The organism is Streptomyces netropsis (assembly GCF_014203545.1).
Taxonomy (GTDB): Bacteria; Actinomycetota; Actinomycetes; order Streptomycetales; family Streptomycetaceae; genus Streptomyces; species Streptomyces netropsis.
The window spans coordinates 111,386-136,232 of sequence record NZ_JACHJG010000006.1 but is presented as its reverse complement, the minus strand read 5'-3'; the positions used below and the strand labels follow the sequence as shown (position 1 = coordinate 136,232).

General features: G+C 73.6%; 16 protein-coding genes. 8 read left to right on the top strand and 8 right to left on the bottom strand.

Features of this window, described 5'->3' with window-relative positions; genetic code table 11:
- Nucleotides 1-34: 34 nt before the first annotated feature.
- From FHS38_RS16435 to FHS38_RS16420, 4 genes are all read right to left on the bottom strand, one after another.
- Complete coding sequence (locus tag FHS38_RS16435; RefSeq protein ID WP_184734309.1) at nucleotides 35-1,279, bottom strand: glycosyltransferase; 1,245 nt, start codon at nucleotides 1,277-1,279, stop codon at nucleotides 35-37.
- Nucleotides 1,280-1,478: 199 nt separating this feature from the next.
- Nucleotides 1,479-2,618, bottom strand: a complete 1,140-nt coding sequence (locus FHS38_RS16430; RefSeq protein ID WP_229821972.1) for an amidohydrolase family protein — start codon at nucleotides 2,616-2,618, stop codon at nucleotides 1,479-1,481.
- Nucleotides 2,619-3,977, bottom strand: a complete 1,359-nt coding sequence (locus FHS38_RS16425; protein ID WP_184734308.1) for a glutamine synthetase family protein — start codon at nucleotides 3,975-3,977, stop codon at nucleotides 2,619-2,621.
- 140 nt (nucleotides 3,978-4,117) lie between these two features.
- Nucleotides 4,118-5,299 carry a serine hydrolase domain-containing protein gene (locus tag FHS38_RS16420; RefSeq protein ID WP_376700040.1) on the bottom strand — a complete coding sequence of 394 codons (1,182 nt, stop codon included), beginning with the start codon at nucleotides 5,297-5,299 and terminating at the stop codon, nucleotides 4,118-4,120.
- Nucleotides 5,300-5,599: 300 nt separating this feature from the next.
- Here FHS38_RS16420 and FHS38_RS16415 point away from each other — a divergent pair, with 300 nt between their 5' ends.
- The 4 genes from FHS38_RS16415 to FHS38_RS16400 all read left to right on the top strand — a co-directional run bounded on the left by FHS38_RS16415 (nucleotide 5,600) and on the right by FHS38_RS16400 (nucleotide 8,323).
- Entirely contained in the window at nucleotides 5,600-6,610 is a 1,011-nt protein-coding gene (locus tag FHS38_RS16415) for a TIGR04222 domain-containing membrane protein (protein WP_184734306.1), read from the top strand.
- Between the two features lie 108 nt (nucleotides 6,611-6,718).
- Nucleotides 6,719-7,387: a lysophospholipid acyltransferase family protein gene (locus FHS38_RS16410; protein ID WP_184734305.1), complete on the top strand. Its 669-nt coding sequence runs from the start codon at nucleotides 6,719-6,721 to the stop codon at nucleotides 7,385-7,387.
- 117 nt (nucleotides 7,388-7,504) lie between these two features.
- Nucleotides 7,505-7,873 carry a hypothetical protein gene (locus FHS38_RS16405; protein ID WP_184734304.1) on the top strand — a complete coding sequence of 123 codons (369 nt, stop codon included), beginning with the start codon at nucleotides 7,505-7,507 and terminating at the stop codon, nucleotides 7,871-7,873.
- Between the two features lie 102 nt (nucleotides 7,874-7,975).
- Nucleotides 7,976-8,323 carry a hypothetical protein gene (locus FHS38_RS16400; protein WP_184734303.1) on the top strand — a complete coding sequence of 116 codons (348 nt, stop codon included), beginning with the start codon at nucleotides 7,976-7,978 and terminating at the stop codon, nucleotides 8,321-8,323.
- A gap of 63 nt (nucleotides 8,324-8,386) precedes the next feature.
- On the opposite strand, the gene FHS38_RS16395 is transcribed toward FHS38_RS16400, so the two are convergent.
- The gene (locus FHS38_RS16395) at nucleotides 8,387-9,199 is read right to left on the bottom strand and encodes an ABC transporter ATP-binding protein (protein ID WP_184734302.1); all 813 of its coding nucleotides are present in this window, start codon (nucleotides 9,197-9,199) and stop codon (nucleotides 8,387-8,389) included.
- A 172-nt stretch (nucleotides 9,200-9,371) separates the two neighbouring features.
- On the opposite strand from FHS38_RS16395, the gene FHS38_RS16390 reads away from it, so the two are divergent.
- Complete coding sequence (locus FHS38_RS16390; protein ID WP_184734301.1) at nucleotides 9,372-10,373, top strand: ABC transporter substrate-binding protein; 1,002 nt, start codon at nucleotides 9,372-9,374, stop codon at nucleotides 10,371-10,373.
- Nucleotides 10,374-10,525: 152 nt separating this feature from the next.
- Here the strand turns inward: FHS38_RS16390 and FHS38_RS16385 are convergent, their stop codons facing one another.
- Complete coding sequence (locus tag FHS38_RS16385; protein WP_184734300.1) at nucleotides 10,526-11,659, bottom strand: M20 family metallopeptidase; 1,134 nt, start codon at nucleotides 11,657-11,659, stop codon at nucleotides 10,526-10,528.
- A 168-nt stretch (nucleotides 11,660-11,827) separates the two neighbouring features.
- Between FHS38_RS16385 and FHS38_RS16380 the strand changes: the two genes are divergently transcribed.
- From FHS38_RS16380 to FHS38_RS16370, 3 genes are read left to right on the top strand one after another with little or no spacing between them, the layout of a single operon-like run.
- The gene (locus FHS38_RS16380) at nucleotides 11,828-19,198 is read left to right on the top strand and encodes a non-ribosomal peptide synthetase (RefSeq protein WP_184734299.1); all 7,371 of its coding nucleotides are present in this window, start codon (nucleotides 11,828-11,830) and stop codon (nucleotides 19,196-19,198) included.
- A 4-nt stretch (nucleotides 19,199-19,202) separates the two neighbouring features.
- Nucleotides 19,203-19,403, top strand: a complete 201-nt coding sequence (locus tag FHS38_RS16375) for an MbtH family protein (protein ID WP_184734298.1) — start codon at nucleotides 19,203-19,205, stop codon at nucleotides 19,401-19,403.
- Nucleotides 19,400-20,830: a DHA2 family efflux MFS transporter permease subunit gene (locus FHS38_RS16370; protein WP_268246159.1), complete on the top strand. Its 1,431-nt coding sequence runs from the start codon at nucleotides 19,400-19,402 to the stop codon at nucleotides 20,828-20,830. Before FHS38_RS16375 ends, FHS38_RS16370 begins: the two co-directional genes overlap by 4 nt.
- Nucleotides 20,831-20,917: 87 nt before the next feature.
- On the opposite strand, the gene fes is transcribed toward FHS38_RS16370, so the two are convergent.
- Entirely contained in the window at nucleotides 20,918-22,147 is a 1,230-nt protein-coding gene (gene fes, locus FHS38_RS16365) for an enterochelin esterase (RefSeq protein ID WP_184734297.1), read from the bottom strand.
- Nucleotides 22,148-22,283: 136 nt separating this feature from the next.
- Nucleotides 22,284-24,560: a Fe(3+)-hydroxamate ABC transporter permease FhuB gene (gene fhuB, locus FHS38_RS16360; RefSeq protein ID WP_184734296.1), complete on the bottom strand. Its 2,277-nt coding sequence runs from the start codon at nucleotides 24,558-24,560 to the stop codon at nucleotides 22,284-22,286.
- Between the last annotated feature and the right edge of the window lie 287 nt (nucleotides 24,561-24,847).

Below are 24,847 nucleotides of genomic sequence, written 5' to 3'. Positions count from 1 at the left end.
CCGGCGGACCGGTGGGGGAGTGGGCCGGGGCCGGTCAGGAGGCCAGTTCGGCGGCCGCCCGGGCGACGGCCCCCGCGCCGTCCTCCTGCGCCAGCCGCTTGGCGAACGCCGTGGCCCGCTCGGTGAAGCGCGGCTCCCCGGTCGCCCGCCGCATCGCGTCCGCCAGTCGGCTCGCGGTCAGCTCCCGGTGCGGCAACACCCTCGGGCTCACGCCCAGTTGCACCAGTCGGGCGGCCCACCAGGGCTGGTCGGTCAGCACCGGCATCGGCACGGCGGGCACTCCCGCGCGCAGACCCGCTCCCGTGGTGCCCGCTCCGGCGTGGTGCACCACGCCGGCCATGCGCGGCATCAACCAGCCGTGCGGTACCGAGCCGACCGTGATGACGTCGTCGTTCACCACGGACAAACCGGCCCACCCGGACTGGACGATGCCCCGGAGCCCCGCGTGTCGCAGCGCTCGCGCGGTGATGGCGCTGAGCCGCTCGGGGGCGTCGGGCATCATGCTGCCGAGGCTGACGAGCACCGGTGGCGGCCCGGCGGCCAGGAAGTCCGTGACCAGCGCCGGCGGTGTCCACAGCGGGCACTCGTGCGGCCACCAGTACCCGGCGACGCGCAGCTCGGGCCGCCAGTCGGAGGGGCGCGGGACGACCGAGGGGCTGTACCCGTGCCAGATGGGCCAGCGGCTCGCCTCCCGCGCCCTGCGCAGCCGGTGACCGCTGCGGTACGGCAGCCCCAGCCGGGCGTGCAGCCGCCGGCAGGCCGCGGCGTACAGGGCGTCCATCGCGACGTTCACCGCCCGGCCCCGGAGCCGGTTGGCGTACCCCGGCTCCCGCCACGACATCGCGCACGGCGAGAACGCCGCCGTGGGGGTGTCGGGCTGGAGGAAGACCCCCATGCTCGGGATGTCGTGGTAGCGGGCGACGACCCTGCCCACCGGCGCGGCGATCGTCGACAGCATGACCAGGTCCGCCGAGGGGTCCACCGCGGTGATGATCCCGTCCACGAGCCCCGCCGCCGCCCGCTCGGTGGCGTGCGCGAGCCGCTGGACGGCCCGCAGCGAACGGCCCCCGTGCCGGAAGCGGGTGTGCGCGCCGATCAGTTCCTCGAACGGGTCGGCGGGCAGCGGCCGCATGCGCAGGCCGCAGCAGGTCACCAGTTCCTCGAACTTCGCGTGGGTGACGATCTCCACCTCGTGGCCCTCGGCCACGAGACGGTGGCCGAGACCGGTGTACGGGGCCACCGAACCCATGGTGCCCGCCGTGATGATTTGGATCCGCATTACCCGGCCCTCCCGCCCGCCGGGACACGGCCGGCGTCTGACGAACTGCCTCACCGACCCAACGAGGAGGCACCCGGCCCGGATACGGCGGCGGCGTGGGAGAGCGAGGGCCCACCGGCCCTCCCGCCCGGCCGGGTCGGCCGTCCGGCGTCCGTGGTGACCGGGCGTCAGTATCTGCCCTGGGGCCGGGAAGCCCGCCTCAGCCGTCCGCCCCGCCCGCCCCGAGCCGGTAGACCCGCCGGGCGTTGCCCGCCCCGATCAGCCCCGCGATCCGCCGCGCGTCGTCCGGTGACCAGGATCCGTCGTCCACCCAGCCGGTCAGCAGCCGGGCCAGGGCCCGGCGGAAGAGCTGGGCGCCCACGACGTAGAGCTCCGGCAGCCCGTAGGCGTCACTGGAAAACATGATCTTGCCGAACGGGGCCAGTTCCAGCATCTCCCCGAGGACGGCCTCGGCCCGGGCCCCGGTGTGGGTCAGCGACAGGCCGACGTCGGTGTAGACGTGGGGGAAGGCGTGGGCGAGGTAGCCGGCACCCCGGTGGTACGGATAGCCGTGCAGCAGGACCAGCGAACAACCCGTGGGGCGCACGGCTCGTACGAAGTCGGTGAGCAGGAGCGGGTCGCAGCGGTCCAGGCGCAGATCGGGGTCGCCGAAGCCGGTGTGCAGTTGGAGCGGCAACGCCGTCCGCGCGGCGGACCACAGCAGGTGGCGCAGCAGCACCGGGTCGGCCAGCCGCCCGCCCGGCGTCCGCCGGTCGAGCCAACGGGCGGCTGCCGCCCGGACCTCGGCCGGGTCCGGCGGGGCGGGGTCGAAATCGAGTCCGTACCGGTAGGCGACCACGGATTTGAAGCCCACGGCGGTCCGGGCGGCGTCCTGCACGGCCGTGGCGAGGCCGTGGAGAAAGCCTTCGGCGGCATCGGGCGGGTCGACGCCGTCGGCGACCCGCTCGGCGAGGGCCTCCAGACGCACGATCTCGTGGGCGGTCGCGGCTCCGGCGGCCGCCAGCTCCTGAGGGGTCGTCAGGTCGCCGGGGAGTCCGGTGTCCACCAGGTAGTCGGTGATCCCGGCGGCCCGCAGCAGCCGTCCGTTGACCTCCCGCGCGCCGAGTTCGCGTCGGCGGGCGAGGTAGCGGGCCGGCGGGCAGTGCGCCGGGAGGTCCAGGAGCGGCGGGCACCAGCGGCGCACCGCGAAGCCGAGCTGGGTGTCGAAGAACGTGGTGCCGGGCGCGGCGGGCGCGTCGGACTCGGTGAGGAAGGACGCGAAGTCCTCCGGGCCGAGATCGGCGCGGGCCACGCCGTGGCAGTGGTGGTCCACCAGCGGCGACGCCACCGAGGGGGGCACTCAGAACCGCCTGCGGGTGGCGTCCGCGATGTCCTGCGGCGTGGCGCCGTCGAACCGCGCGGCTTCCCCCCGGCGGACCGCGACGACGGCCTCGAACAGCGGATCACCGAGCGCGGTGCGCAGCAGCGCCGAGCGGGTGAAGTGCTCCAGCGCCTCCGGCAGCGAGGCCGGCAGCCGGGTCTCCCGGCCGTCGGCGACGGGGTCGCCCGCGACCGGCGGCGGCAGCGTCAGCCCCGCCTCGATCCCGGCGAGCCCGGCGGCGGTGACCGCACCGACCACCAGATACGGGTTGGCCGCCGCGTCGAAGCACTTGACCTCGGCGTTGGCGCCCCCGGTGTCGTCGGGCGCCCCGGTGATGAAGCGCAGCGCCGCCTCCCGGTTCTCCAGGCCCCAGCACTGGAAGGCCCCGGCCCACTGCGAGGGTGCGAGCCGCAGATAGCCCGCCGGGGTGGGGGCGCCCAGGGCGAGCAGGGCGGGCAGCTCCCGGAGCACCCCGGCGAGAAAGGCCTCGCAGACCTCCGTCATGCCGTACGGGCCGTCGCCGCCCCGGCACAGATTCCCGTCCTCGTCCCAGAGGCTGAGATGCAGATGCGCGCCGTTCCCGACGCTTCCCGCCTCCACGACCGGTGCGAACGAGGCGGTCAGCCCGTGCCGCGCCGACACCGCGCGGATCGTCTCGCGGACCAGCACCGCGAGGTCGGCGGCGCCGACCGGGTCCGCCGGGGCCACCGACACCTCGAACTGCCCGGGCGAGTACTCCGGGTGGATCTGGAGGACCTCGACGTCCTGCGCGGCGAGCGCTTCGAGGACGTCGCGCAGATAGTCCGACAGCTCGACCAGCCGTGTCATCCCGTACGCCGGGCCCGCGCACGGATACCGGATCTCCGTCTCGGTGAGATCGCCCCGGGTGACGACCCATTCCGTCTCGAAGCCCATCCGCAGCCGCAGGCCGCGCGCCGCGGCGCGCTCGGTCATCCGTCGGGCGAACTGCCGCTGGCACGCGCCGTAGGGTTCGCCGCTCTGTTCGTACCGGTCGACGGGCGCCCAGGCCCAGCCGGGCTGCGCGGCCAGCACGGTCAGCCGGTCCAGGTCGGGGAAGAGCCGCAGATCGCCGTCCGGCCCGCCGATGTGGGGGCTGGTGACGCTGGAGTCGTCCGTGAGATAGACGTCGAAGCAGGGGGACATGCCCACACCGCGCCGTACGGCGTGCGGGAGCCGGGCGGTGGGAACGGCCTTGACCCGGGTGAGGCCCGCGACGTCCACCCAGGTGAGAGCGACGCCGTGGACGTCCATCGCCGTGAGCCGCGCCGCTTCCTGCCGCGCCGCCGACTCCGCCCGCTCCCGATCCGGCCTCTCCATGGCCGTATTACACACCACCAGGTGGGACGCGTGGGGGAGTTGTGCGGATCACCGCCCGGTCGGGGCGCCCGCCGCCCGGGTGTGTCCCGCCGTACGGGCCCGGGGAGCGCGCCCGTACGGCGGGTATGGGGAACGGCCGCTCAGCGCAGGCCGGTCATGGCCCTCAGGGTCCGGGACTTGGCTGTCGCGGGCGGCTTCGTACCGCAGTATTCGGCTTCGAGCAGCCCGGCGACGTCACCCGCCCAGTCGCCGTTCAGATTGAACGCGGCGGTATGGCGGCCGTCCCGCGTCGCCGAGGCCAGGGAGGACGAGCCGTGGATGCCGCCGGTGTGGAACCAGACGTTCGCGCCGCACGACAGCGTGGTCGGCATGATCCCGAGTCCGTACCGCCCGCCGGGGGCCTCGGCCCCCATCGGCACGGTCGTGAGGAGTTCCCGCTGCTGGGCCTTCGGGAGCAGTTCGCCGCGCAGCAGCGCGTGGTAGAAGCGGTTGAGGTCACCGGACGTGGAGATCATCTCGCCCGCCGCCCAGGCCCAGGACGGGTTGAGTGCGGTGACGTCGTGGATCTTGTCGGTCGGTTTCGGGGTGAGGGTGAGCTTGCCGTAGGCCCGGCCGTGCGGGTCGGGCAGCCCCGACGACGTGCCGGGAAGGCTGGTGCCCCGCAGCCCGAGGGGCTGGATGACGCGCTGCCTGATCTCGTGGCCGTACCGGTGTCCGGCCGCCTTCTCGACGATCATCCCGGCCAGGACGTAGTTGGTGTTGGAGTAGTGCCAGCCCTTGCCCGGCTTGAAGTGCGGGCGGTGGCTCATCGCGATGTCCGTGAGCTGCCGGGGCGTGAAGGTGTCGAAGCGGTGCTTGAGGAAGCCCTTGGTGAGCCGGTCCTCGAACCTCGGGTCCTCGGTGTAGTTGAAGATCCCGGACGAGTGGTTCAGGAGCTGACGGACCGTGACCCGGCGGCCGTCGTGACCGTGACCGCGGACGACGCCGGGCAGCCAGCGCTCGACCGTGTCGTCGAGGTCGAGCTTCCCCTCGGCCTCCTGCTGGAGGAGGACGACCGAGACGAACGCCTTGGTGAGGCTGCCGATCCGGAAGCGGTCCTGCGGCAGGCGAGGCCGTTGGGTGCGGAGGTCCGCGACCCCGGCCGAGCCGTTCCATGCGCCGCCCGCGTCCCGGGCCTGCCCCATCGCTCCGGGCACCCCGGCCCTCACCTGGGCGCGCAGGGCTTCCCGGGTGGCGGCGTGCGAGTCCCGTCGGCCGTCGTCGGCCGCGGTGGGGGTCGCGAAGGCCGCCACGGCCATCGCGGCGGCCGTCACGACTCCCACCAGAGCTCTATGTGTTCTCCGTACGGTCATCTGCCCTGCCTCTCGTTCGCAGCGGACGTGCACAGAGGTCCGGACTCCTTCGACGCCCCGTGCGTTGAGCGGCATATGGGTGGACGATCCGGATTTGGCCAGCTTGTCGATCTTACTCGGGCGGGCGGCGGACGGGCGGTAACACGGCGCGCGTCGGCGGAGCCGCCTGTGATGGGACGGGAGGGGGCAAGGGATGGCGCGAACGACTCGGTCCACCGGCTAGCGTGTCCCAATAGTTGATCTTGTCGTTGTTCGGGGGGTCGGTCGGACATGGATGTGCCGCTGTTCTTCCTGGCGTATGCCTACCTCGTCGTCGTGCTCTGCGCGGCCCTCGGTGGGGCGGCTCGTCTGGAAGCCGTCCAACGGCGTCGGGAGAGCCGGGAACCGGCCGACCCCGCGCCGGGCGGTGCGGACGGGGCCGGGGGCGGCGCCACCCGCGAGGTGCTGGAGGTCGCGTGGCTGAGTGGTGGTCCCCTGCGGGTGGTCGACACCGCTCTGGTCGCCATGGAACGCGACGGACTGCTCCGGATGTCCACCCGGCTCTCCCCCGGCGGCCGTGTGCATCTGACCTGGGGGCGCGGCCCGCGGACGGCCGTCGAGGAAGCCATCGTGCGCACGCACGGGGAGGCGAGGGCGCGAGGTGCGTCCGCACCCGAGGTGCGGCCGTTGCGCCGGCTGTGCGGGCGCACCCCCGAAATCCTCGACATCGGGCGTTCCCTGAGGGACCGGGGCCTGGATTACGGCCTCACGTGGCGGCGGCTGTTCCGCGTCTGCGACCGCGTGCTGAGGATTCTCACCTACCTCTGCTTCGGCTTCATGGCGGTCGTGACCGTGGTGGGGTTCGTGCGCTTCGCCCACGACCCGGCCTGGGGACCGCACATCCTGCTCTGCGACGCGCTGGCGGCGGTGGCCGCGCTGCTGTGCGGGCTGGTGCGTCACCACGTGCTGCCCGGGGCCGGTGACCGGACGCGGGCGGGTGCCGATTTCGCGCGCGGAGTCCGGCGCGGTGGTTCCGGAGGGAGCTACGCGGCCGCCTCGTCGACGGTGCTGATGCTGGGGGTGGCGCTGGACGGCGTGGGCTGCCTGCCGGACGCCCCGCTGCGGGAGCTGCTGACGGAGTGCGGTTCCGGAGCCGGCGGCGACGCGTCGTGGAGCGACTTCTTCTCCGGCGACGGCGGCTCGGGCTCGGGCTCGGGAGGCGACAGCGGTGGCGGCGACAGCGGTTCGAGCAGCTGTGGCAGCAGTTGTGGCAGTAGCTGCGGGAGCAGCTCCAGCGACTGAACGGGATCATTTGGCTCCCGCCGTCCCGGGCCGCTTGAGTACCCGTACTCAGGCGTCCGGGTGATCCGCCGGGGCAGCATGGCATCACGGATCGTCAAGGAGTGGCACGTGCTCAGCACCCTCGCGCATGCGGTCGTACCGGCTCTCGGCCGCTTCGACGTCACCACCGACGTGGTGACGGAGATCGCGCCGGGCAGCATCATCGCCCCCAACCACACGTCGCTGGTCGATCCCGGGCTGGTCCTCGCGGCGGTCCGCCGGCTCGGAGCCGAGCCCGTGTTCCTGGCGGCCGCCGGCCTGTGGCGGATCCCCGTCCTCGGGCACGTGCTCGCCCGCGAGGGCCATGTGCCCGTCCGACGGGGCACCGACACGGCCGCCGGAGCGCTCGACGCCGCCGCCGAGGCGCTGGCCGACGGGCGTGTCGTGGTCATCTATCCCGAGGGGCGGCTGCCCCGCCGCCCGGACTCCGGCGAGGCCGAGCCCGGTCCGTTCCGTACCGGGCTCGCCCGCCTCGCGCTGGCGACCTCGGCCCCCGTGGTCCCGGTGGGACAGGCCGGGGCCCGCCGGGTCACCTCCGGTTCGCGCGCCAAGCAGATCACCGGACTGCTGACGGCGCCGTTGCGCAGGCCCGCCCTGCACGTCCACGTCGGCACGCCCGTTCACCTCGCCGGTGACGTGCCCGCCGCCACGGCCCACGCCCGCGCGGCCGTGACCGGGGCCTGGCGGAAGGCGGTCGGACGCCTCGGTCCGCATGCCGTCGCTTCCCGCGAGGGGTAACTCGCCGGTCGTCGCCGGGAGTCGATGGCCGGACGGTGACAGACCGTACCCATCATCGAAATCTTCACTCGTTCGACTGAGTGCACGCAGGGTAATCAGGCAACTACGCTTGGTGCTATGAGTGCATGGGGTCGCGCTGTCCTGAGGTCCGCGTCGCGGGCCCTGGTCGTCGCGCTGATCGCCATGCTGTTGACGCTCTCCGGATCGGCCGCGGACGGGCTCGCGTCCAGCGTCGGCCGGGAGGAGACCTCCGGCTCCCTGTCGGCAGGCGCCTCCGAGGAGTACGCCGCCTGTGCCTCCGAGCAGCGCAGCTCGCGCTCCGGTCGGCGGTCGGGCCGTCCGCCCGGAAGGCTCGGCGGTGTGCTGCCGCCCGCCGTGTACGGGGGAGTGGACGCCGGGCGGTCGCCGAGTGAGCGGGCCGTGCTCCGCTCCGACGCCGTCGAGGTCGATGCCGCCCGCGCGCGGCACGCCGTCCTGCGCTGCTGAGCGGAACCGCGCCCGTCGCCTCCCCGGCACTTCCCTGTCAGGGGCCGTGGCGCCGTGCGTTCGCTTCAGCTCACCCGTAGGTGCGACAGCAGGAGAGACGTCATGCCCCTCGACCCCGCGCGCGCCATGGACGCGTATCTGCGTGCCCAGGCCTACCGCACTCACCGCCCCGAACCCGAGCCCGACCCCATCGTCGTCGAGGAGTTCCGCGACGTCCCGGACGCGCGGGACATCCAGGAGAACGAGAAGGGCGACCACCGGACCGGCGCGGGCCGCCGTGCCGACGGAGAACCGGCCGAGCCGGCCGCGGAGGTGGCCACGCGGTCCGGACCGGCGCCGAACGCTCCGCCCGGTGCCCCGCGCCGACCGGGGGTGCTCGCCCGGCTGCTGTCCCTGCGTCAGGGGTCGGACCCCGTGCGGGACCGCGGCAGGCCCGAGCCTTCTCCCTGAGCCGGTTCACCGGCCGGGCCGGGTGCTCCCGCGTCAGGGTGCGGCCGGGCCGGGCCCGGTGGGTCAGGCCGTGGCGGACTCCCGCGCGCCGGCGTCGGCCGGCGTGCGGGTGGCGGGCACCACCACGGGGGAGCCGTCGCCCGGTGCCTGCAGGATGTCGGCCTCGATGCCGTACAACTCGCGGACCAGGGCCGCGTCCACGACCTCGCGGGGCGGGCCCTGTGCGACGACGGTGCCGTCCTTCATCGCGACGACGGTGTCCGCGTAGCGCGCGGCGCTCGCCAGGTCGTGGAGGACCATGACGACGGTCCGGCCCGCGGCAGCCACCTGCTTCACGAGGTCGAGCACCTCCACCGCGTGGCCGATGTCGAGCGCGCTGGTCGGCTCGTCGAGCAGCACGATCGGCGTCTCCTGCGCCAGCACCATGGCCAGCCAGCAGCGCTGGCGTTGGCCGCCGGAGAGCTGGTCGAGGCGGCGGTCCGCGAGGGCGGAGACCCCGGTGGCGAGCAGGGCCTCGTGCACGGCCCGCTCGTCGTCGCGGGACCACTGGCGGAAGAGGCCCTGGTGCGGATGGCGTCCGTAGCGCACGAGCCCGGCCACCGTCACCGCCTCGGGGGCCAGCGGGGACTGGGGGAGCAGGGCGATGCGGTGGGCCGCCTGGCGCTGCTTCAGCTTCCAGATGTCGGCGTCGCCCGCGTGGACGTGGCCCGACTCGGGCTGGTGCAACCGGGCGACGCAGCGCAGCAGGGTCGACTTGCCGCAGCCGTTGGGGCCGACGATCGCGGCGACCTGACCCGAGGGGATGGTCAGGTCGACGCCCGCCACGGCACGGTGGCCGGGGTAGCCGGCGGTGAGCTGTTCGACGCGGAGCTCCACAGGTGGCAGGCCTTTCGAAGACGTTCGCCGCAATGTGGACCCTCCCGGCGGAAGGGCCTTAAGGTAAGGCTAACCTAATGACTCATGGGTCCCACGTGGGGGTGATCTCCCACGCGGAACGCTGTCCCCTTTTCTTTCTTGTTCCTTTCCCTTTTCACGCCCGGAGCTCTCGATGACCTCGACCCACCGCCCTCTTCTGCCCGCCTCGCGCCGCGCGGCTCAGGTTCTCGCCGCCGTGGGGGCGGCCGCGTTGCTGGTGACCGGCTGCGGCTCCGACAAGGGCTCGGACGACAAGGGTTCGGAGTCGACGTCGCAGGGCGCCGGGGGCGGTCAGACGCGTGAGATCAAGGACGCGACGGGCAAGCTCGTCAAGGTCCCGGCCCAGCCGAAGCGGATCGTGACGCTCACCCAGGAGGACCTCGACGCGGTGCTCGCACTCGGCCTCAAGCCGGTCGGCATCACCAACGGGCAGGGCCTGAGCAAGCCGCCGGCCTACCTCGAGGACAAGGTCAAGGACATCAAGGTCGTCGGCAACCTGCTCCAGCCGGTGATGGACAAGGTCATCGCGGCCAAGCCCGACCTCATCCTGGCCGGTGACATGCAGGACGAGCAGGTCCTCAAGCAGCTCCGCGAGATCACCCCGGCCACGCTGGTCACCATGGCCCCCACCGATGACTGGAAGCTGTCCTTCCGGGGTATCGGCAACGCGCTCAACAGCATGGACAAGGCCAACAAGGTCATCGCCGACTACGAGGCCAAGGCCAAGAAGGCCGGCGGCGAGCTGGGCGACAACAAGGGCGCCGAGGTCAGCATCGTCCGCTGGAACCCGGACGGCCCGAGCTGGATGGAGAAGAAGCAGTTCGCGAGCGGTGTCGCCCTGGACATGGGGCTCAAGCGCCCCAAGGCCCAGGACAAGGACGGCAACGCCCACACCCCGGCGTTGAGCCTGGAGAAGATCAACGAGATCGACGGCGACTGGCTCTTCCTGTCCACCCTCACCTCCGACGGTGAGAAGGCGCTGAAGGACGTGCAGAGCAAGCCCGCGTACAAGGACCTGAACGCGGTGAAGAAGGACCACGCCGTGACGGTGAACGGCTCGGTCTGGTCCACCCGCGGTGGCCCGCTGGCCAGCCAGGTCGTCATCGACGACATCGTGAAGGCGCTGAAGAAGTAACCCGCTCGGGGGCTTCGGTCCTCAATCGCCGGACGGGCTGCTGTGCTGTGTCCTCAATCGCCGGACGGGCTGCTGTGCTGTGTCCTCAATCGCCGGACGGGCTGACAAGCCCGTCCGGCGATCGAGGACCATGCGGTTCCAGGAGCCCGCTCCTACCCCCGGCGAGCCGCCGCGAAGTCCGCCGCGGTCCAGGCCATGCCGATCGCCCCGTCGAGCAGCGCCCGCTCGCCCATCGGCGACACCGCCGCTGCCACGAACTCCGCCTCGTGCGGCCCGCAGGAGCCGCCGGTGATGTCGAGCACGGGGTGGATCGAAGGCACGGCGTGCGAGACGTTGCCCATGTCCGTGCAGGCGAACGCCTCGCGCTGCTGCGGCTCGGGGCGGCCCAGCGCACGGGCGTTGACCCGCCACAGCGCGATCAGCTCCGCGTCGGTGCGGAAGTCCAGGTAGTCGGGCTCGGGGCGGGTCAGCTCCACCTCGCACCCGGTGGCGAGCGCACCGGCCCGGAAGCACGCCTCGACCCGCTCGCGCAGCTCCCGCAGGTCCTCGGCGGCCGAGGCGCGGATCTCGTACTCGGCGGTCGCCCGGTCGGGGATCGCGTTCGGCGCGGTGCCCGCGGACGTCGTCACGCCGTGCACCTTCCAGTGCGGCGGCAGTTGCTGGCGCAGCAGCCCGAGGGCGACCTGGGCGACGGTGAGGGCGTCGGCCGCGTTGCGGCCCTCGTGCGGGTTGAGGCTGGGGTGCGCGGCCTTCCCGGTGTACGCGACGGAGAGGGTGCCGAGCGCGAACGAGCGGAACTCGGCCACGTCGAACGGGCAGGGGTGCACCATCATCGCGGCGTCCACTCCGTCGAACGCGCCTGCCTCCAGCAGCAGTGCCTTGCCCGCCCCGCGCTCCTCGGCGGGGGTGCCCAGGACCCGTACGGTCAGCCCGAGTTCGTCGGCGAAGGGGGCGAGGCCGAGGGCCGCGCCGAGGCCCGCCGCGGCGATCAGGTTGTGACCGCAGGCGTGCCCGAGGCCGGGCAGGGCGTCGTACTCGCAGGCGATGGCCACGGTGACGGGGCCGGAGCCGAAGGTCGCGGAGAAGGCGGTGTCGAGGCCGTACGCCGGGGCCGTCACGTCGAAGTCGTGCTCCCGCAGGAGTTCGGCGCACCAAGCGGCGGCGCGGTGCTCGGCGAAAGCCGTCTCGGGGTGCGCGTGGATGCGGCGGCTGAGCGCCAGCAGGCTCTCGCGGTGCGCGAGGACGCGTTCCTGTACGGCGGTCTTGAGGCCTTCGGCCGCGGTCATGTCCAGCTCCTGTCCGTCCGGCTGACGCGCCGGCTGTTGGTCCCTTCCGCGTGAGCGGGGGGTCACACTCACAAGGGATCAAAAAATAGCTTAGGCTTACCTAAGCTGACACGCCGGGGTATACACGGCGTGCCCGGAACGAAGCCAGATATCGGGAGTCCCCACGCCATGCGTCACCCTCAGGTCGAGACTGCTCCTGCCGAACTGCCGCTGCTCGCCGCGCAGTCCGGAATCCTGTACGCCCAGGTGCTCGACCCCGGCAACCCGGTCTACAACACCGGTGACTGCGTGGAGATCGACGGACACCTGGACGAGGAGCTGTTCGAGCGCGCCCTGCGGCGGACGGTCGACGAGGCGCAGACGCTCTCCCTGATCGTGGCAGCGGAGCACGACGGCGGCGCGGCGGCCGGGGACGACACCGACCCCACCCAGCGCGTCGAGGCCGACCGGGAATGGACGCTGCACCGGCTCGACCTGCGCGCGGCTGACGCCCCGTCGGAGGAAGCGGACGCCTGGATGCGCGCGGACCTCGCACGCCCCGTCGACCTGACCGAGGGGCCGCTGGTCACCCAGGCCCTCATCCGTGTCGCCGACGACCGCTACCACTGGTACCAGCGCGTCCACCACTTCGCCGTCGACGCCTACGCCCTGACCCTCATCGGCCGCCGCGTCGCCGAGCTGTACACCGCGCTCGCCGCCGGTGAGGAGCCCTCCGAGAACCCCTTCGGCACGATCCGGGAACTCGTCGAGGACGAGGCCGAGTACATGGCCGGCGAACGCCACACCGCCGACCGGGACTTCTGGCGTGCGCGGTTCGCCGACCGGCCCGAGCCCGTCTCCCTGGCCGGCGACCCGACGACACCCTCCGGCTCCTCCGGCCCGGCCGGTGCCGTGCTGCGTCATGCCGCCGAACTCCCGGCCGGCACCATGACCCGCCTGGAGGAGGCCGCCCGCGCGGCCAAGGCCACCTGGGCGGAACTCCTCATCGCCGCCACCGCCGGATATCTGCACCGGACGACGGGCACCCAGGACGTCGTGCTCGGCCTGCCGCTGATGAACCGCCGCAGCTCCGTCGCCCTGCGCACCCCCGCCATGGCCGTCAACGTCATGCCGCTGCGCATCGCGGTCAGCCCGTACGACACCGGCGCCGAACTGCTGCGCCGCGTCGTCCTCGAGGTGCGGGCCGTCCGCCGCCACCAGCGCTACCGGCAGGAGGACCTGCGCCGCGACCTCGGGCTGAGCGGCGCGGAGCAGACGCTGTTCGGACCGATGGTCAACATCAAGGCGTTCGAGGGCGACCTGGAGTTCGGCGGTCTGCCCGGCAAGGTGCGCAACCTCGCGGCCGGTCCCGTCGACGACCTGGCCCTCGCCATCACCCCGGCGCCGGACGGCTCCGTGGGCTTCGGTCTCGACGGCAACGCCGCGCGCTACGACGGCCCGTCGCTCGCCGGACACGAGCACGGTCTGCGCCGCTACCTCGACGCGCTGACCGCGCTGCTCCTCGACGACCCCCAGCGCCCCGTCGGCGGCATCGACCTCCTGGACGAGGCGGAGATCCACCGCGCCACGGCGGGCCGCACCGAGGAGAGCGTCCGCCGGACGCTGCCCGAGCTGTTCGCCGAGCAGGCGGCCCGCACCCCGGGCGCCGTCGCCGTCCGCAGCGGCGGAGCCGCCCTCACCTTCGCCGAACTGGACTCCGCCGCCAACCGGCTCGCCCACGAACTGGCCGCCGCGGGCATCACGGCGGGGACCCCCGTCGCCCTCGCCCTGCCCCGCAGCGTCGACACCGTCGTCGCGATGTTCGCCGTGCTCAAGGCGGGCGGCGTCTGCCAGCCGCTCGACCTCGGCCACCCCGAGCAGCGCATGACCGCGGTCCTGGAGGACACCCGGCCGCGCCGCGTCGTCGGCACCGCCGACGCCGTGGCCGGCCTGCCCCCGCACGGTGTGCCCGCCCTGCTCCTCGACGACCCGGCGACCCGGGCCCGGATCGCCGCGCGGCCGGACACGGCCCTCGCCGCACCGGACCTCGGCCAGGACGCGTACATCATCCACACCTCCGGCTCCACCGGCCGCCCCAAGGGTGTCGTCGTCACCCACGCCTCCCTCGCCAACCTGCACGCCGGACACGGCGCCGACCACATCGCCCCCGCCGTGGAGCGCACGGGCCGCGACCGGCTGCGGATCGGGCACAGCGCGTCGTTCGCCTTCGACGCCTCGTGGGACCCGGTCATCTGGATGGTCCACGGCCACGAGCTGCACCTCCTGGACGACGTCGCCTACCGTGACCCGGCCGCACTCACCGCGTACATCGCGGAGCACCGACTCGACTACCTCGACGTCACCCCCTCCTACGCCGAAGCGCTCCTCGCCGAGGGCCTCCTGGACGAGGGTCGGCACCACCCGGCCATGGTCGTCGTCGGCGGCGAGACCGTGCCCGAACCCCTGTGGCACCGGCTGGCCACCACCGAGGGCCTCACCCCCCTCAACCTCTACGGCCCCACCGAGACCACCGTCGACGCCTACTACTGGGTGCCGGGCGAGAACGGCTCGGCCCACGGCAGCCCCGTGCGCGGTTCCCGCGCCTACGTCCTCGACAACTCCCTGCGGCCCACCGCCCCCGGCGTCACCGGAGAGCTCTACATCGCCGGCGCCTGCCTGGCCCGCGGCTACCTCGGCCGCCCCGACCTCACCGCCGAACGCTTCACCGCCGACCCCTTCGGCGCCCTGCACGGCGAGCCCGGTGCCCGGATGTACCGCACCGGCGACCTGGTCCGCCGCCGCCCCGACGGCACCCTGGAGTTCCTCGGCCGTGCCGACGACCAGGTGAAGATTCGCGGCTTCCGCATCGAACTCGGCGAGATCCAGGCGGCGCTGGCCGACCACCCCGACGTCGCGCAGGCCGCCGTGATCGCCCGCGACACCGCGCACGGCAAGCGGCTCCTCGGCTACGCCGTGCCCGCCCTGCCCATGGGGTCCGCCGAGGGCGCCCCCCTCGACCCCGAGGCCCTGCGCACCCACCTCGCCGCCCGGCTGCCCGGCCATATGGTGCCCGCCGCGATCGTCCTCCTCGACGCCCTGCCCCGCACCGCCAACGACAAGCTCGACCACCGGGCCCTGCCCGACCCCGAGCCCACCGCCGGCACCGCGCACCGCGCCCCGGGCACCCCGCGCGAAGCCGCCCTGTGCGCCCTCTTCCAGGACGTCCTCGCTCTGGAGGAACCGCCGTCCGCTGACGCCGACTTCTTCGAACTGGGCGGCCACTCACTGCTCGCCGGCCGCATCGCCGCCCGCATCCGCGACACCCTCGACGACACCATCGGCCTCGCCGACGTCTTCCGCCACCCCACCCCAGCCGCCCTCGCCGCTCTTCTGGCCACCACTTCCGGCGCTCTCACCGCCGAGGCCACCCATGCCACGGACCGCCCCGCCCTCGTGCCCGTACCCCGCACGGAAGGCATGCCGCTCTCCCCGGCCCAGAAGCGGCTGTGGTTCATGCACCGCCTCGAAGGCCCCAGCCCCACGTACAACATCCCGCTCCTCCTCGCCCTCACCGGCCCCCTCGACCAGGACGCGCTGCGCCTCGCCCTCCGCGACCTCACGGAGCGTCACGAGACACTCCGGACGGTATACCCGGCCACTGACAACGAGCCCTACCAGCGGATCCTGACGGCCGAACAGGCCTGCCCCGAGCTGCACGTCGCCCCCTCGACGGGCGACATCACCGAGGCCGTGCGGCACTGCTTCGACCTCGCCACCGAACCCCCGCTGCGGGTCACGCTGTTCACCGGGGGTTCCGGGGGTCGTCCCCCGGGTGGGCACAGCACCGGGGGTTCCGGGGGTCGTCCCCCGGGTGGGCACAGCACCGATGGTTCCGGGGGGCGCCCCCCGGGCGAGCACAGCACCGACGCGGACCGCCACACCCTGCTCCTCCTCCTGCACCACATCGCCGGCGACGGCGCCTCCACCACCCCCCTCGCCCGCGACCTCGCCGCCGCCTACGCCGCACGCGCCGCGGGCCACGCGCCCGAACTGCCGCCCCTGCCCGTCCAGTACACCGACCACACCGCCTGGCAGCAGCGCCTCCTCGGCCCCGCCGACGACCCCACGCCGCTCGCCACCCGGCAGCTGGACCACTGGAAGCAGGCCCTCGCCGGCCTCCCCGACCAGCTCGAACTCCCCACCGACCGGCCCCGTCCCACCGTCGCCACCCATGACGGCGACACCGTGCCCTTCCATCTCGAACCGGCCGCGCACGCCGCCGTCGAAGCGCTCGCCCGCACCACCGGCACCAGCGTCTTCATGGTCGTCCAGGCGGCCTTCTCCGCCCTGCTCACCCGCTACGGCTGCGGCACGGACATCCCCCTCGGCACCCCCGTCGCCGGTCGCGACGACACCGCCACCGCCGACCTCGTGGGCTTCTTCGTCAACACCCTCGTCCTGCGCACCGACACCTCCGGCGCCCCGACGTTCCGGACGCTGCTCGAGCGGGTCCGCACCACGACGCTCGGCGCCTACGAGCACGGCGACCTGCCCTTCGACCGGCTCGTCGAAGAGCTGAACCCGCCCCGCTCCCTCGCCCGGCACCCCCTCTTCCAGGTCATGCTCGCCTGGCAGTCGTTGCCCGACGCCGCGTTCGCGATGGGCCCCGGCCTCACCGCCGAGATGACCGCCGTCCCCTCCGGCACCGCCAAGTTCGACCTCACCCTCAACGCGGGCGAGCAGCCCGGCGGCGGCATATCCGGCTTCCTGGAGTTCCGCACGGACCTCTTCGACACCGGGACGGCCGCACGCCTGTCCGCCCATCTGACCCGCCTGCTCACCGCGGCCGCCGCCGACCCCGACACCCCCGTCGGCCGGCTCGCCCTCCTCGATGACCAGGAGCTGCACCGCTCCCTGGTCGAGTGGAACACCGGCACCACCACCCCCACGACCTCCAAGCAGACCCTCGTCGAGCTGTACGAGGACGCCGCCCGCCGGTACCCCGACCGCACGGCCGTGACCTGCGAAGACGCCTCCCTCACCTACGCTCAGCTGTCCGTCCGCGCCAACCGGTTGGCCCGGCTGCTCGCCGGACGCGGCATCGGCCCGGGCGCCATCGTCGCCCTCGCCCTGCCCCGCTCGCTCGAGCTCGTCACCGGCCTGCTGGCCGTCGCCAAGTGCGGTGCCGCCTACCTGCCCATGGACCCGGACTACCCGGCCGACCGGCTCGCGTACATGCTCCAGGACGCGGCCCCGGCCGCCGTCGTCACCGACACCGCGACCACCGCGCGCATCCCCGCGCACGACCTGCCGGTCGTCCTCGTCGACGGCACCGAGGCCGACGCGTACGACGGCGCGGACCTCACCGACGCCGACCGCACCCGGGCCCAGCGGCCCACCGACGTCGCCTACGTCATCTACACCTCCGGCTCCACCGGCCGCCCCAAGGGCGTCCCCGTCACCCACCACAACGTGGCCCGGCTGTTCTCCGCCACCGACCACTGGTTCGGCTTCGACGAGAGCGACGTCTGGACCCTCTTCCACTCCTACGCCTTCGACTTCTCCGTCTGGGAGCTGTGGGGCGCGCTGCTGCACGGCGGCCGGCTCGTCGTCGTGCCGCACCTCGTCAGCCGTGACCCGGCGGCCTTCCTGGGGCTGCTCGCCGACGAGGGCGTGACCGTCCTCAACCAGACGCCGTCCGCCTTCTACCAGCTGATGGCCGCGGACAAGGAGCATCCGGGGCGGGAACTGGCCCTGCGCTACGTCGTCTTCGGCGGCGAGGCCCTCGAACTCGGCCGCTTGGACGACTGGTACGACCGCCACGCCGAGGACGCGCCCACGCTCGTCAACATGTACGGCATCACCGAGACCACCGTCCACGTCTCCTACATCGCGCTCGACCGGGAGAGCGCCGCCGCCGGCTCCTCCAGCACCATCGGCGTCAACATCCCCGACCTGCGCGTCTACGTCCTCGACGCGTACCTCCAGCCCGTGCCGCCCGGCGTCACCGGCGAGATGTACGTCGCCGGCGAGGGCCTGGCCCGCGGCTACCTGGGCCGCCACGCGCTGACGGCGGAACGATTCGTCGCCGATCCCTTCGCCCACCTCTTCGGCGAGCGCGGCAGCCGGATGTACCGCTCCGGCGACCTCGCCCGCCGCCGCCCCGACGGCACCCTGGAGTACTTCGGCCGCGCCGACCACCAGGTGAAGATCCGCGGCTTCCGCATCGAGCTCGGCGAGATCGAGGCCGTCCTCGCCGACCACCCCGACGTCGCCGACGCGGCTGTCGTCGTCCGCGAGGACACCCCCGGCGACAAGCGCCTGGTCGCCTACGCCGTCCCCGCCCGCGAGACCACCCCGGCCCTGCTGCGCGAGCACGCCGGCACCGAACTGCCCGTCCACATGGTGCCCTCGGCCGTCGTCCTCCTGGACCGGCTGCCGCTGACCGCCAACGGCAAGCTCGACCGCAAGGCCCTGCCCGCCCCCGACCTCGCCGCCGCCGTCACCGAGGGCCGCGCCCCGCGCGGGCCCCGCGAGGAGCAGCTCTGCGCGATCTTCGCCGACGTCCTGGGTCTGCCCCGGGTCGGCGTGGACGACAACTTCTTCGACCTCGGCGGCCACTCCCTCCTCGCCGTGCGCCTCGCCGGCCGGATCAAGGACGCGCTCGGCGCCGAGGTGGGCATCGGCACGATCTTCCAGGCCCCCACCGTCGCCGCCCTCGACACCGCGCTGGACGCGGCGGAGGGCACCGACGCCCTGGACGTCCTGCTGCCGCTGCGCCCGGCGAAGGACGGGGACAAGGCGCCGCTGTACTGCGTGCACCCGGCCGGCGGCCTCAGCTGGTGCTACGCCGGTCTGATCCGCCACCTCCCCGCCGACGTCCCGATCTACGGCATGCAGGCCCAGGGCGTCGGCCCGGCCACCGCCGCCGACCCGCTGCCGCGGACGATGGAGGAGCTCACCGCCCACTACGTCGACCGGCTCCGCGAGGTACAGCCGCACGGCCCGTACCGGCTCATGGGCTGGTCCACCGGCGGCATCATCGCCCAGGGCATGGCCACCCGGCTCCAGGACCTCGGCCACGAGGTCGAGCTGCTCGCGATCCTCGACGCCTACCCGGCCGAGGGCTTCCGCACGCTGCCCGTACCCGACCAGGCCGAGGCCCTCGAAGCCCTGCTCGCCATGGGCGGCTACGGACCCGACAGCCTGGAGGGCAAGCCCTTCGAACTGGCCCACGTCACCGACGTGCTGCGCCGCGAGGGCTCCCCGCTGGCCAGCCTCGACGACACCACCATCGAGGCCCTCAACACCACCTACCTCAACACCAACCACCTGGTCCGCGGCTTCGACCACCGCGTCTTCCACGGCGACGTGCTCTTCTTCCGCGCCACCGTCGACACCATCGACGACGAGCTCACCCCCGACACCTGGACCCCCTATGTGACCGGGCGCATCGACAACACCGACGTCGCCTGCTCGCACAAGGACATGACCCTGCCCGAACCGATCGCGCACATCGCGAGCGTCATCGCCGACCGACTGCAGAACCTGGAGAACTGACCCCATGAGCGACGCACCCGCCAACCCCTTCGACGGCGACGGAGACTTCTTCGTCCTCGTCAACGCCGAGGGGCAGCACAGCCTCTGGCCGGGCTTCGCCGCCGTGCCGGAGGGCTGGACCACCGCCCACGGGCCGTGCGCCCGGCAGGACGCCCTCGACTGGATCACCGAGCACTGGACCGACCTGGCCCCGGCGGCCCGGTGAGCCGGCTCTCCCCGCGCATCGCCGTCGTGATCGTGTACACGGCGGCGATGTGCATGAACGGTCTCGACTCCACCATCGTCAACCCGGCGCTGCTGACCATCGCCCGGGACTTCGGCGAGCCGGTGTCGGCGGCCAACACCGTCGAGATCGCCTTCCTGGTGGCCCTCGCCGTGGCCCTGCCCGTCGCGGGCTGGCTCGGCGACCGCTACGGCACCAAGCGGGTGTTCCTCGGCGCGCTCGCCGTCTTCACCGCGGCCTCCGCGGCCTGCGGGCTCGCCCAGAACCTGCAGACCCTGGTGCTCGCCCGCGTCGTCCAGGGGCTCGCGGGCGGACTGCTCACCCCGGTCGGCATGACGCTGCTCTTCCGCGCCTTCCCGCCGCACGAGCGGATGAAGCTGTCGAAGGTGCTGATCGTGCCGACGGCCCTGATGCCCGCGCTCGGGCCCCCGCTCGGCGGCTTCCTCACCGAGCACCTCTCCTGGCACTGGCTGTTCTTCGTGAACGTGCCGATCGGCGCGGCCGCCGTGCTGCTCGGCGTCCTCGGCGTGCGCGAGCACGTGGAGGGCACCGAGGGCGGCTTCGACCGCCGGGGCTTCCTGCTGGCCACCCCCGCGCTCGGACTGCTCACCTACGCCCTGGGCTTCGGCCCCTCGCACGGCTGGACCTCACCGGCCATCGCGGTGAGCGCGCTGCTCGGCCTCGCCCTTCTCGTCGCGGCGTGCGCGCACCTGCTCAGGGCCGCGACACCGCTGCTGGACCTGGGGCTCCTCGGCGACAAGGTCTTCGGGTCCGCCACCGTCCTCGCCCTGGTCACCTCGGCGGGTCTGATGGGCGTCCTCTTCGCCTTCCCGCTGCTCTACCAGGCGGCCCTCGGGGCCTCCGCCCTGGACGCGGGACTCAGCGTCTTCCCCGAGGCGCTGGGCCTGATGCTGGCCTCCCAGGCGGTCGACCGACTGCTGCCGAAGCTCGGCCCCCGGCTGCTCGCCGCCCCCGCGCTGGTCCTCGCCACGGCGGTCTTCGCGGCTCTGGCGGTGCCGGGCGTGGCGGAGAACGCCTGGGCGGTGCGGGCGCTGATGTTCTGCGTCGGCCTCGTGCTGGGCACGGCCGTACTCACCGTCCAGATCGCCGGGTTCGCGGACATCGCGCCCCCGGTCATGGGCCAGGCCATGGGGCTGTTCACCATCGTGCGCACCCTGGGCGGGGCACTGGGCATCGCGGCCACCGCCGCGGTGATCGGCGCGTCCGGCGGCTCGGGCACGCACGACGCCGCCCCGGGACCGTACCGGGCGGCGATCCTCACGACCGCGGGACTGGTCGCCCTCGGCACGCTGTTCGCGCTGCGCCTGCCCAAGGACGCCCCCGCGCCGCCGCCCTTCGACGACGAGCCGCCGGCGCGGTCGGAGGAAGGGGCGCCCGCCGCGGCCTGACGGGCCCGAGACACACCCCGGCCCGGGACCGACAGCCGTCGGTCCCGGGCCGTTTCACATGTTGTTTGTCCGAAGGGGCGCCGTCCGTCAGCCCCGGTCCGCCAGCAGTTCGGCGAGTCCGGCGGCGAGGCCGCCGCGCCAGCAGGCGTAGTCGTGGCCGCCGTTGAACTCCTCGTACGACACCTCGTAGCCGCGCGCCTGGAGCACGTCGCGCAGATGACGGTTCTGGGGGAGGAGCATCCATTCCTGGAGACCTACCTCCAGACGGAAGCGGACCGCTGTGCGTTCGGCCACCGCGAACTGGCGGGTCAGCCACTCGCTGCCGCTGTCGAACTCGGTCCCGTCCGGCCACCAGAAGGAACCCGACTGGGACAGCGCGTTCCCGAACCGCTCCGGCCTGCGGAACGCGGCGAACGCCGCCGTCAGGCCGCCCGCGCTCTGGCCCGCCACGACCGTACGCGCCGGGTCCCGCGTCGCCCCGTACTCCCGTGCGGCCCACGGCAGCAGCACCTCGGCGAGCCAGTCCACGAACTCCTCGCTGCAGCTGAGGTCGGCCATCCGCCGGTCCCGACCCATGGTGTCCACCAGCAGGGTGACCGTCGGCGGGATCCGCCCCTCCGCGAGGAGATTGTCCAGGGCGTCGCCGAAGTCCAGCACCGGCCCCCACATCTCACCGTCCAGCAGCACCGCCACGGCGTACGGTCCGTCGGCGCCACGGTGACCGGCCGGCAGATGGACGCCGACCCGTCGGCCGTCCACCTCGGCCTCGACGCGCTCGCCGCGCGCCACCTCGGCCCGGGGGTGGGCCCAGGGCTGGGCCGGGGCGTCCGGCAGCGCCATGACGGACGACGGGTGGCGCCCGTCGCGGGCGGGCAGCGGCGGCGCGGCGTTCAACGGATCGGGCACGGCCGTGTCCAGGACCCGCAGCCACGACCGGCGGTCCGTGCGCAGGGCCTCCTCGCGGGGCCCGCGCGCCACGGAGAACTGGTACGAGGCCCGGTGGTCGGCGCGCAGCCGGTGGCTGATCGCCCACACGTCCGTGCCGGGCACCTTCTCCATCAGATGCGGCGTGAGGTCGTGCGCGTGCCGGTCCTTGTCGGTGACGGTGTGCAGCAGCGCCAGGACGTCGGAGGCCGGCTCCCGGGCGTCGTCCCGCCAGACGAACGTGACGAGCCGGTACGCCGGGTCGGTGGGGTCGGCCTCGACGAGCGGCGTGCCGGTGGCCGCCGCCCGGGCCCAGAAGGTCTCGACGGCGTCGGGCTTGCCGGCCTGGACGGCCGTGGCGAGCTCCCGCAGTATCGGACTCTGCGTTTCCATTGGCTTCCTTTGCGATGGCAGGTGGGGCTGCGTCCCGGGCGCGATCGATCAGCCCGTCCGGCGTTTGAGGACCGGGGCTCGGGGCGGAGCCCCGGTTCGGGAAGGGGCGGGGGTGGGGGAGAAGCCGCCGGAGGCGCTACACCCGCGCGGCCGCCGACCGTCCCAGCAGCACCCAGAGGAGGAACGGTCCGCCGAGAACGGTCGTCACGATGCCGACCGGCACCTCCGTGCCGTCGAAGATGATCCGGCCGACGGTGTCGGCGAGGACGATCAGCACGGCACCCGTCAGCATCGACCCCAGCACGGGCACCCGCAGGGGTCCGGCGAGCCGTCCGGCGATGACCGGGGAGGCGAGGGCCACGAAACCGACCGGCCCGCAGATGCCGACGGCCAGGCCGGCCAGGCCCACCGCGAGGAGCAGACAGATCAGCCGCACCCGGGCCGGGTTCGCGCCGAGGGACGAGGCGGTGGAGTCGTCGAAGCGCAGCACGTTCAGCTGGCGGGCGACGACGAGGGCGAGCGGCACCAGTACGGCCAGGCCGATGAGCACGGGGACGGCGACGGAGTAGCCGCGGCCGTTGAGGCTGCCGGAGGTCCAGACGTACAGCGAGCTGGCCGAGTTCAGCGAGCGGCGGGAGAGCACGACCTGGGTGACGGCCGAGGCGAGCGCCGACATGGCCAGGCCCACGACGAGGACGCGGTAGCCGCGCTGGCCGAGGCCGCCGGAGACGGTGGTGACGACGAGCACCGCGGCGAGCGCGCCGAGCGGCCCCGCCCACCAGGCACCGAACGTGCCGGTGGCGCTGAGGGTCACGGACAGCAGCACGGCCGCCGTGGCGCCGTCGTTGACGCCGAGCAGCTCGGGGGTGGCGAGCCGGTTCCGGGCGAGGGTCTGGGTCAGCAGGCCGGCGAGTCCGAGGGCGGCTCCGGCGGCGAGCCCGGCGATGATCCGGCCGAGTCGGAACTTCTGCACCAGCAGCACGTCGAAGCGGTCGCCCGAGCCGAAGACCGCGTTGAACGTGCGGCTGATGCCCATCTCGCTCTGCCCGGCGTACGCGGAGAGCACCACGGCCGCCACCAGCAGGGCCGCCAGGAACAGCGCGGCGAGCGTCGCCCGGCGCGGCACCAGCACGGACCAGGACCCGCGGCGCACGACCAGGGTCTCCGAACGGTGCCGCTTCGGCAGCCGCTCGATCAGCCGCCGTACGACGGAGGGGCGTCCGGCGCGCTGCCCGCCCTCGGCGGTGGCCGGGTCCGTCATGCCCATCGCGCCGAGCCGCTTGGAGCGGACGATGGCGATGAGGACGGGGGCGCCGAACAGGGCGATGATCACGGCGACCGGCGCCTCGAAGGGCCGGGAGACGACGCGGGCCAGCACGTCGGCGCCGGTCAGGACGCCGGCGCCGATGAGCCCGGCGAGCAGGATCTGCGCCGTGAGCCGGGGGCCGGTGACGGCCCGTGCGAGGAACCCGGCGAGCAGGCCCAGGAAGGAGATGGGGCCGACGAGCGCCACCGACGAGGCGGTGAGGAGGGTGACCGCCAGGGCGACGACGACGCGGATGACGGACGGACGGTGGCCGAGGCCCCGGGCGAGGTCGTCGCCGAGCGCCAGGGCGGACAGGGGGCGGGCGACGAGCAGCGCCACGACGAAGCCGACGGCGAGTACGGGGACGAGACGGCCGAGTTCGCCGAAGCCCTCGACTCCGGCGAGCGAGCCCAGCACCCAGAAGCGGAAGCGGTCGTAGGTCTCGGCGGAGTTGACGATCAGCACACTGGTGACGCCGCCGAACGTGGCGCCCAGGGCGGAGCCGGCGAGGACCAGCCGCATCGGTGACCCGCCGCCCCGGCTGCCGGCGATGAGCAGGACGAGCGCGCTGGCGAGGACGGCGCCGCCGAAGGCCCACAGCAGATAGCTGTAGCTGCTCTGCGCGCCCAGGAAGGTGATGCCGAAGACGACACCGAGCGAGGCCCCCGCGTTCACTCCGAGCAGCCCGGTCTCGGCGAGCGGGTTGCGGGTGACGGCCTGCAGGAGGCAGCCGGCGGTGCCGAGCGCCGCGCCGACGAGCAGGGCCGTGAGGGTGCGGGGGATGCGCAGATCCCCCACGACGAGGGAGAGACGGGAGCTGTCGCGCGCGCCGTCGCGCCCCAGGAGATAGTCCAGGACGTCACCGGGACCGACCTCGCCGGCGCCGATGGACAGCGAGAGGGCGGCGACCACGAGGACGGCCAGGACGAGGGAGGCGGACACGAGCAGGAGGGTCCGCCGCCCGTGCGGACGGCCGGGCAGCGCCTTCTTACTGACGGGGCGGTGTATCTCCGGGGCGCCCGGGGCGTCCGCGGTCTCCTCGGACCGCGGTTCCGCGGGGGCCTCCGGGGGGCCCGATGTCGGGGGGCCCACGTGCGACAGAGTCATAAGGTAAGGCTAGCCTAAGAAGATTTACGGCTTCGCGCCGGTACCCGGTGACCTCCATTCCGCTTTCCGATCGGTCAACGAGTGGGATAAACGTCACTCTTGAGTCAATCAACCATGATCGAGAATGGCCGGAAAATCAGGCCATAGCTCCCCATCCCGACCGCGCCGGCCGGCCTTCCGGTCCGCCTCGCACCCCCCTCCGGAACGGATCCGGGGCGGAGGGAGGTATTCCGATTTAGTGGACATGCGAGGTGGGGCAACCCCGGTGGGGGAACCGCTGTCTAGGG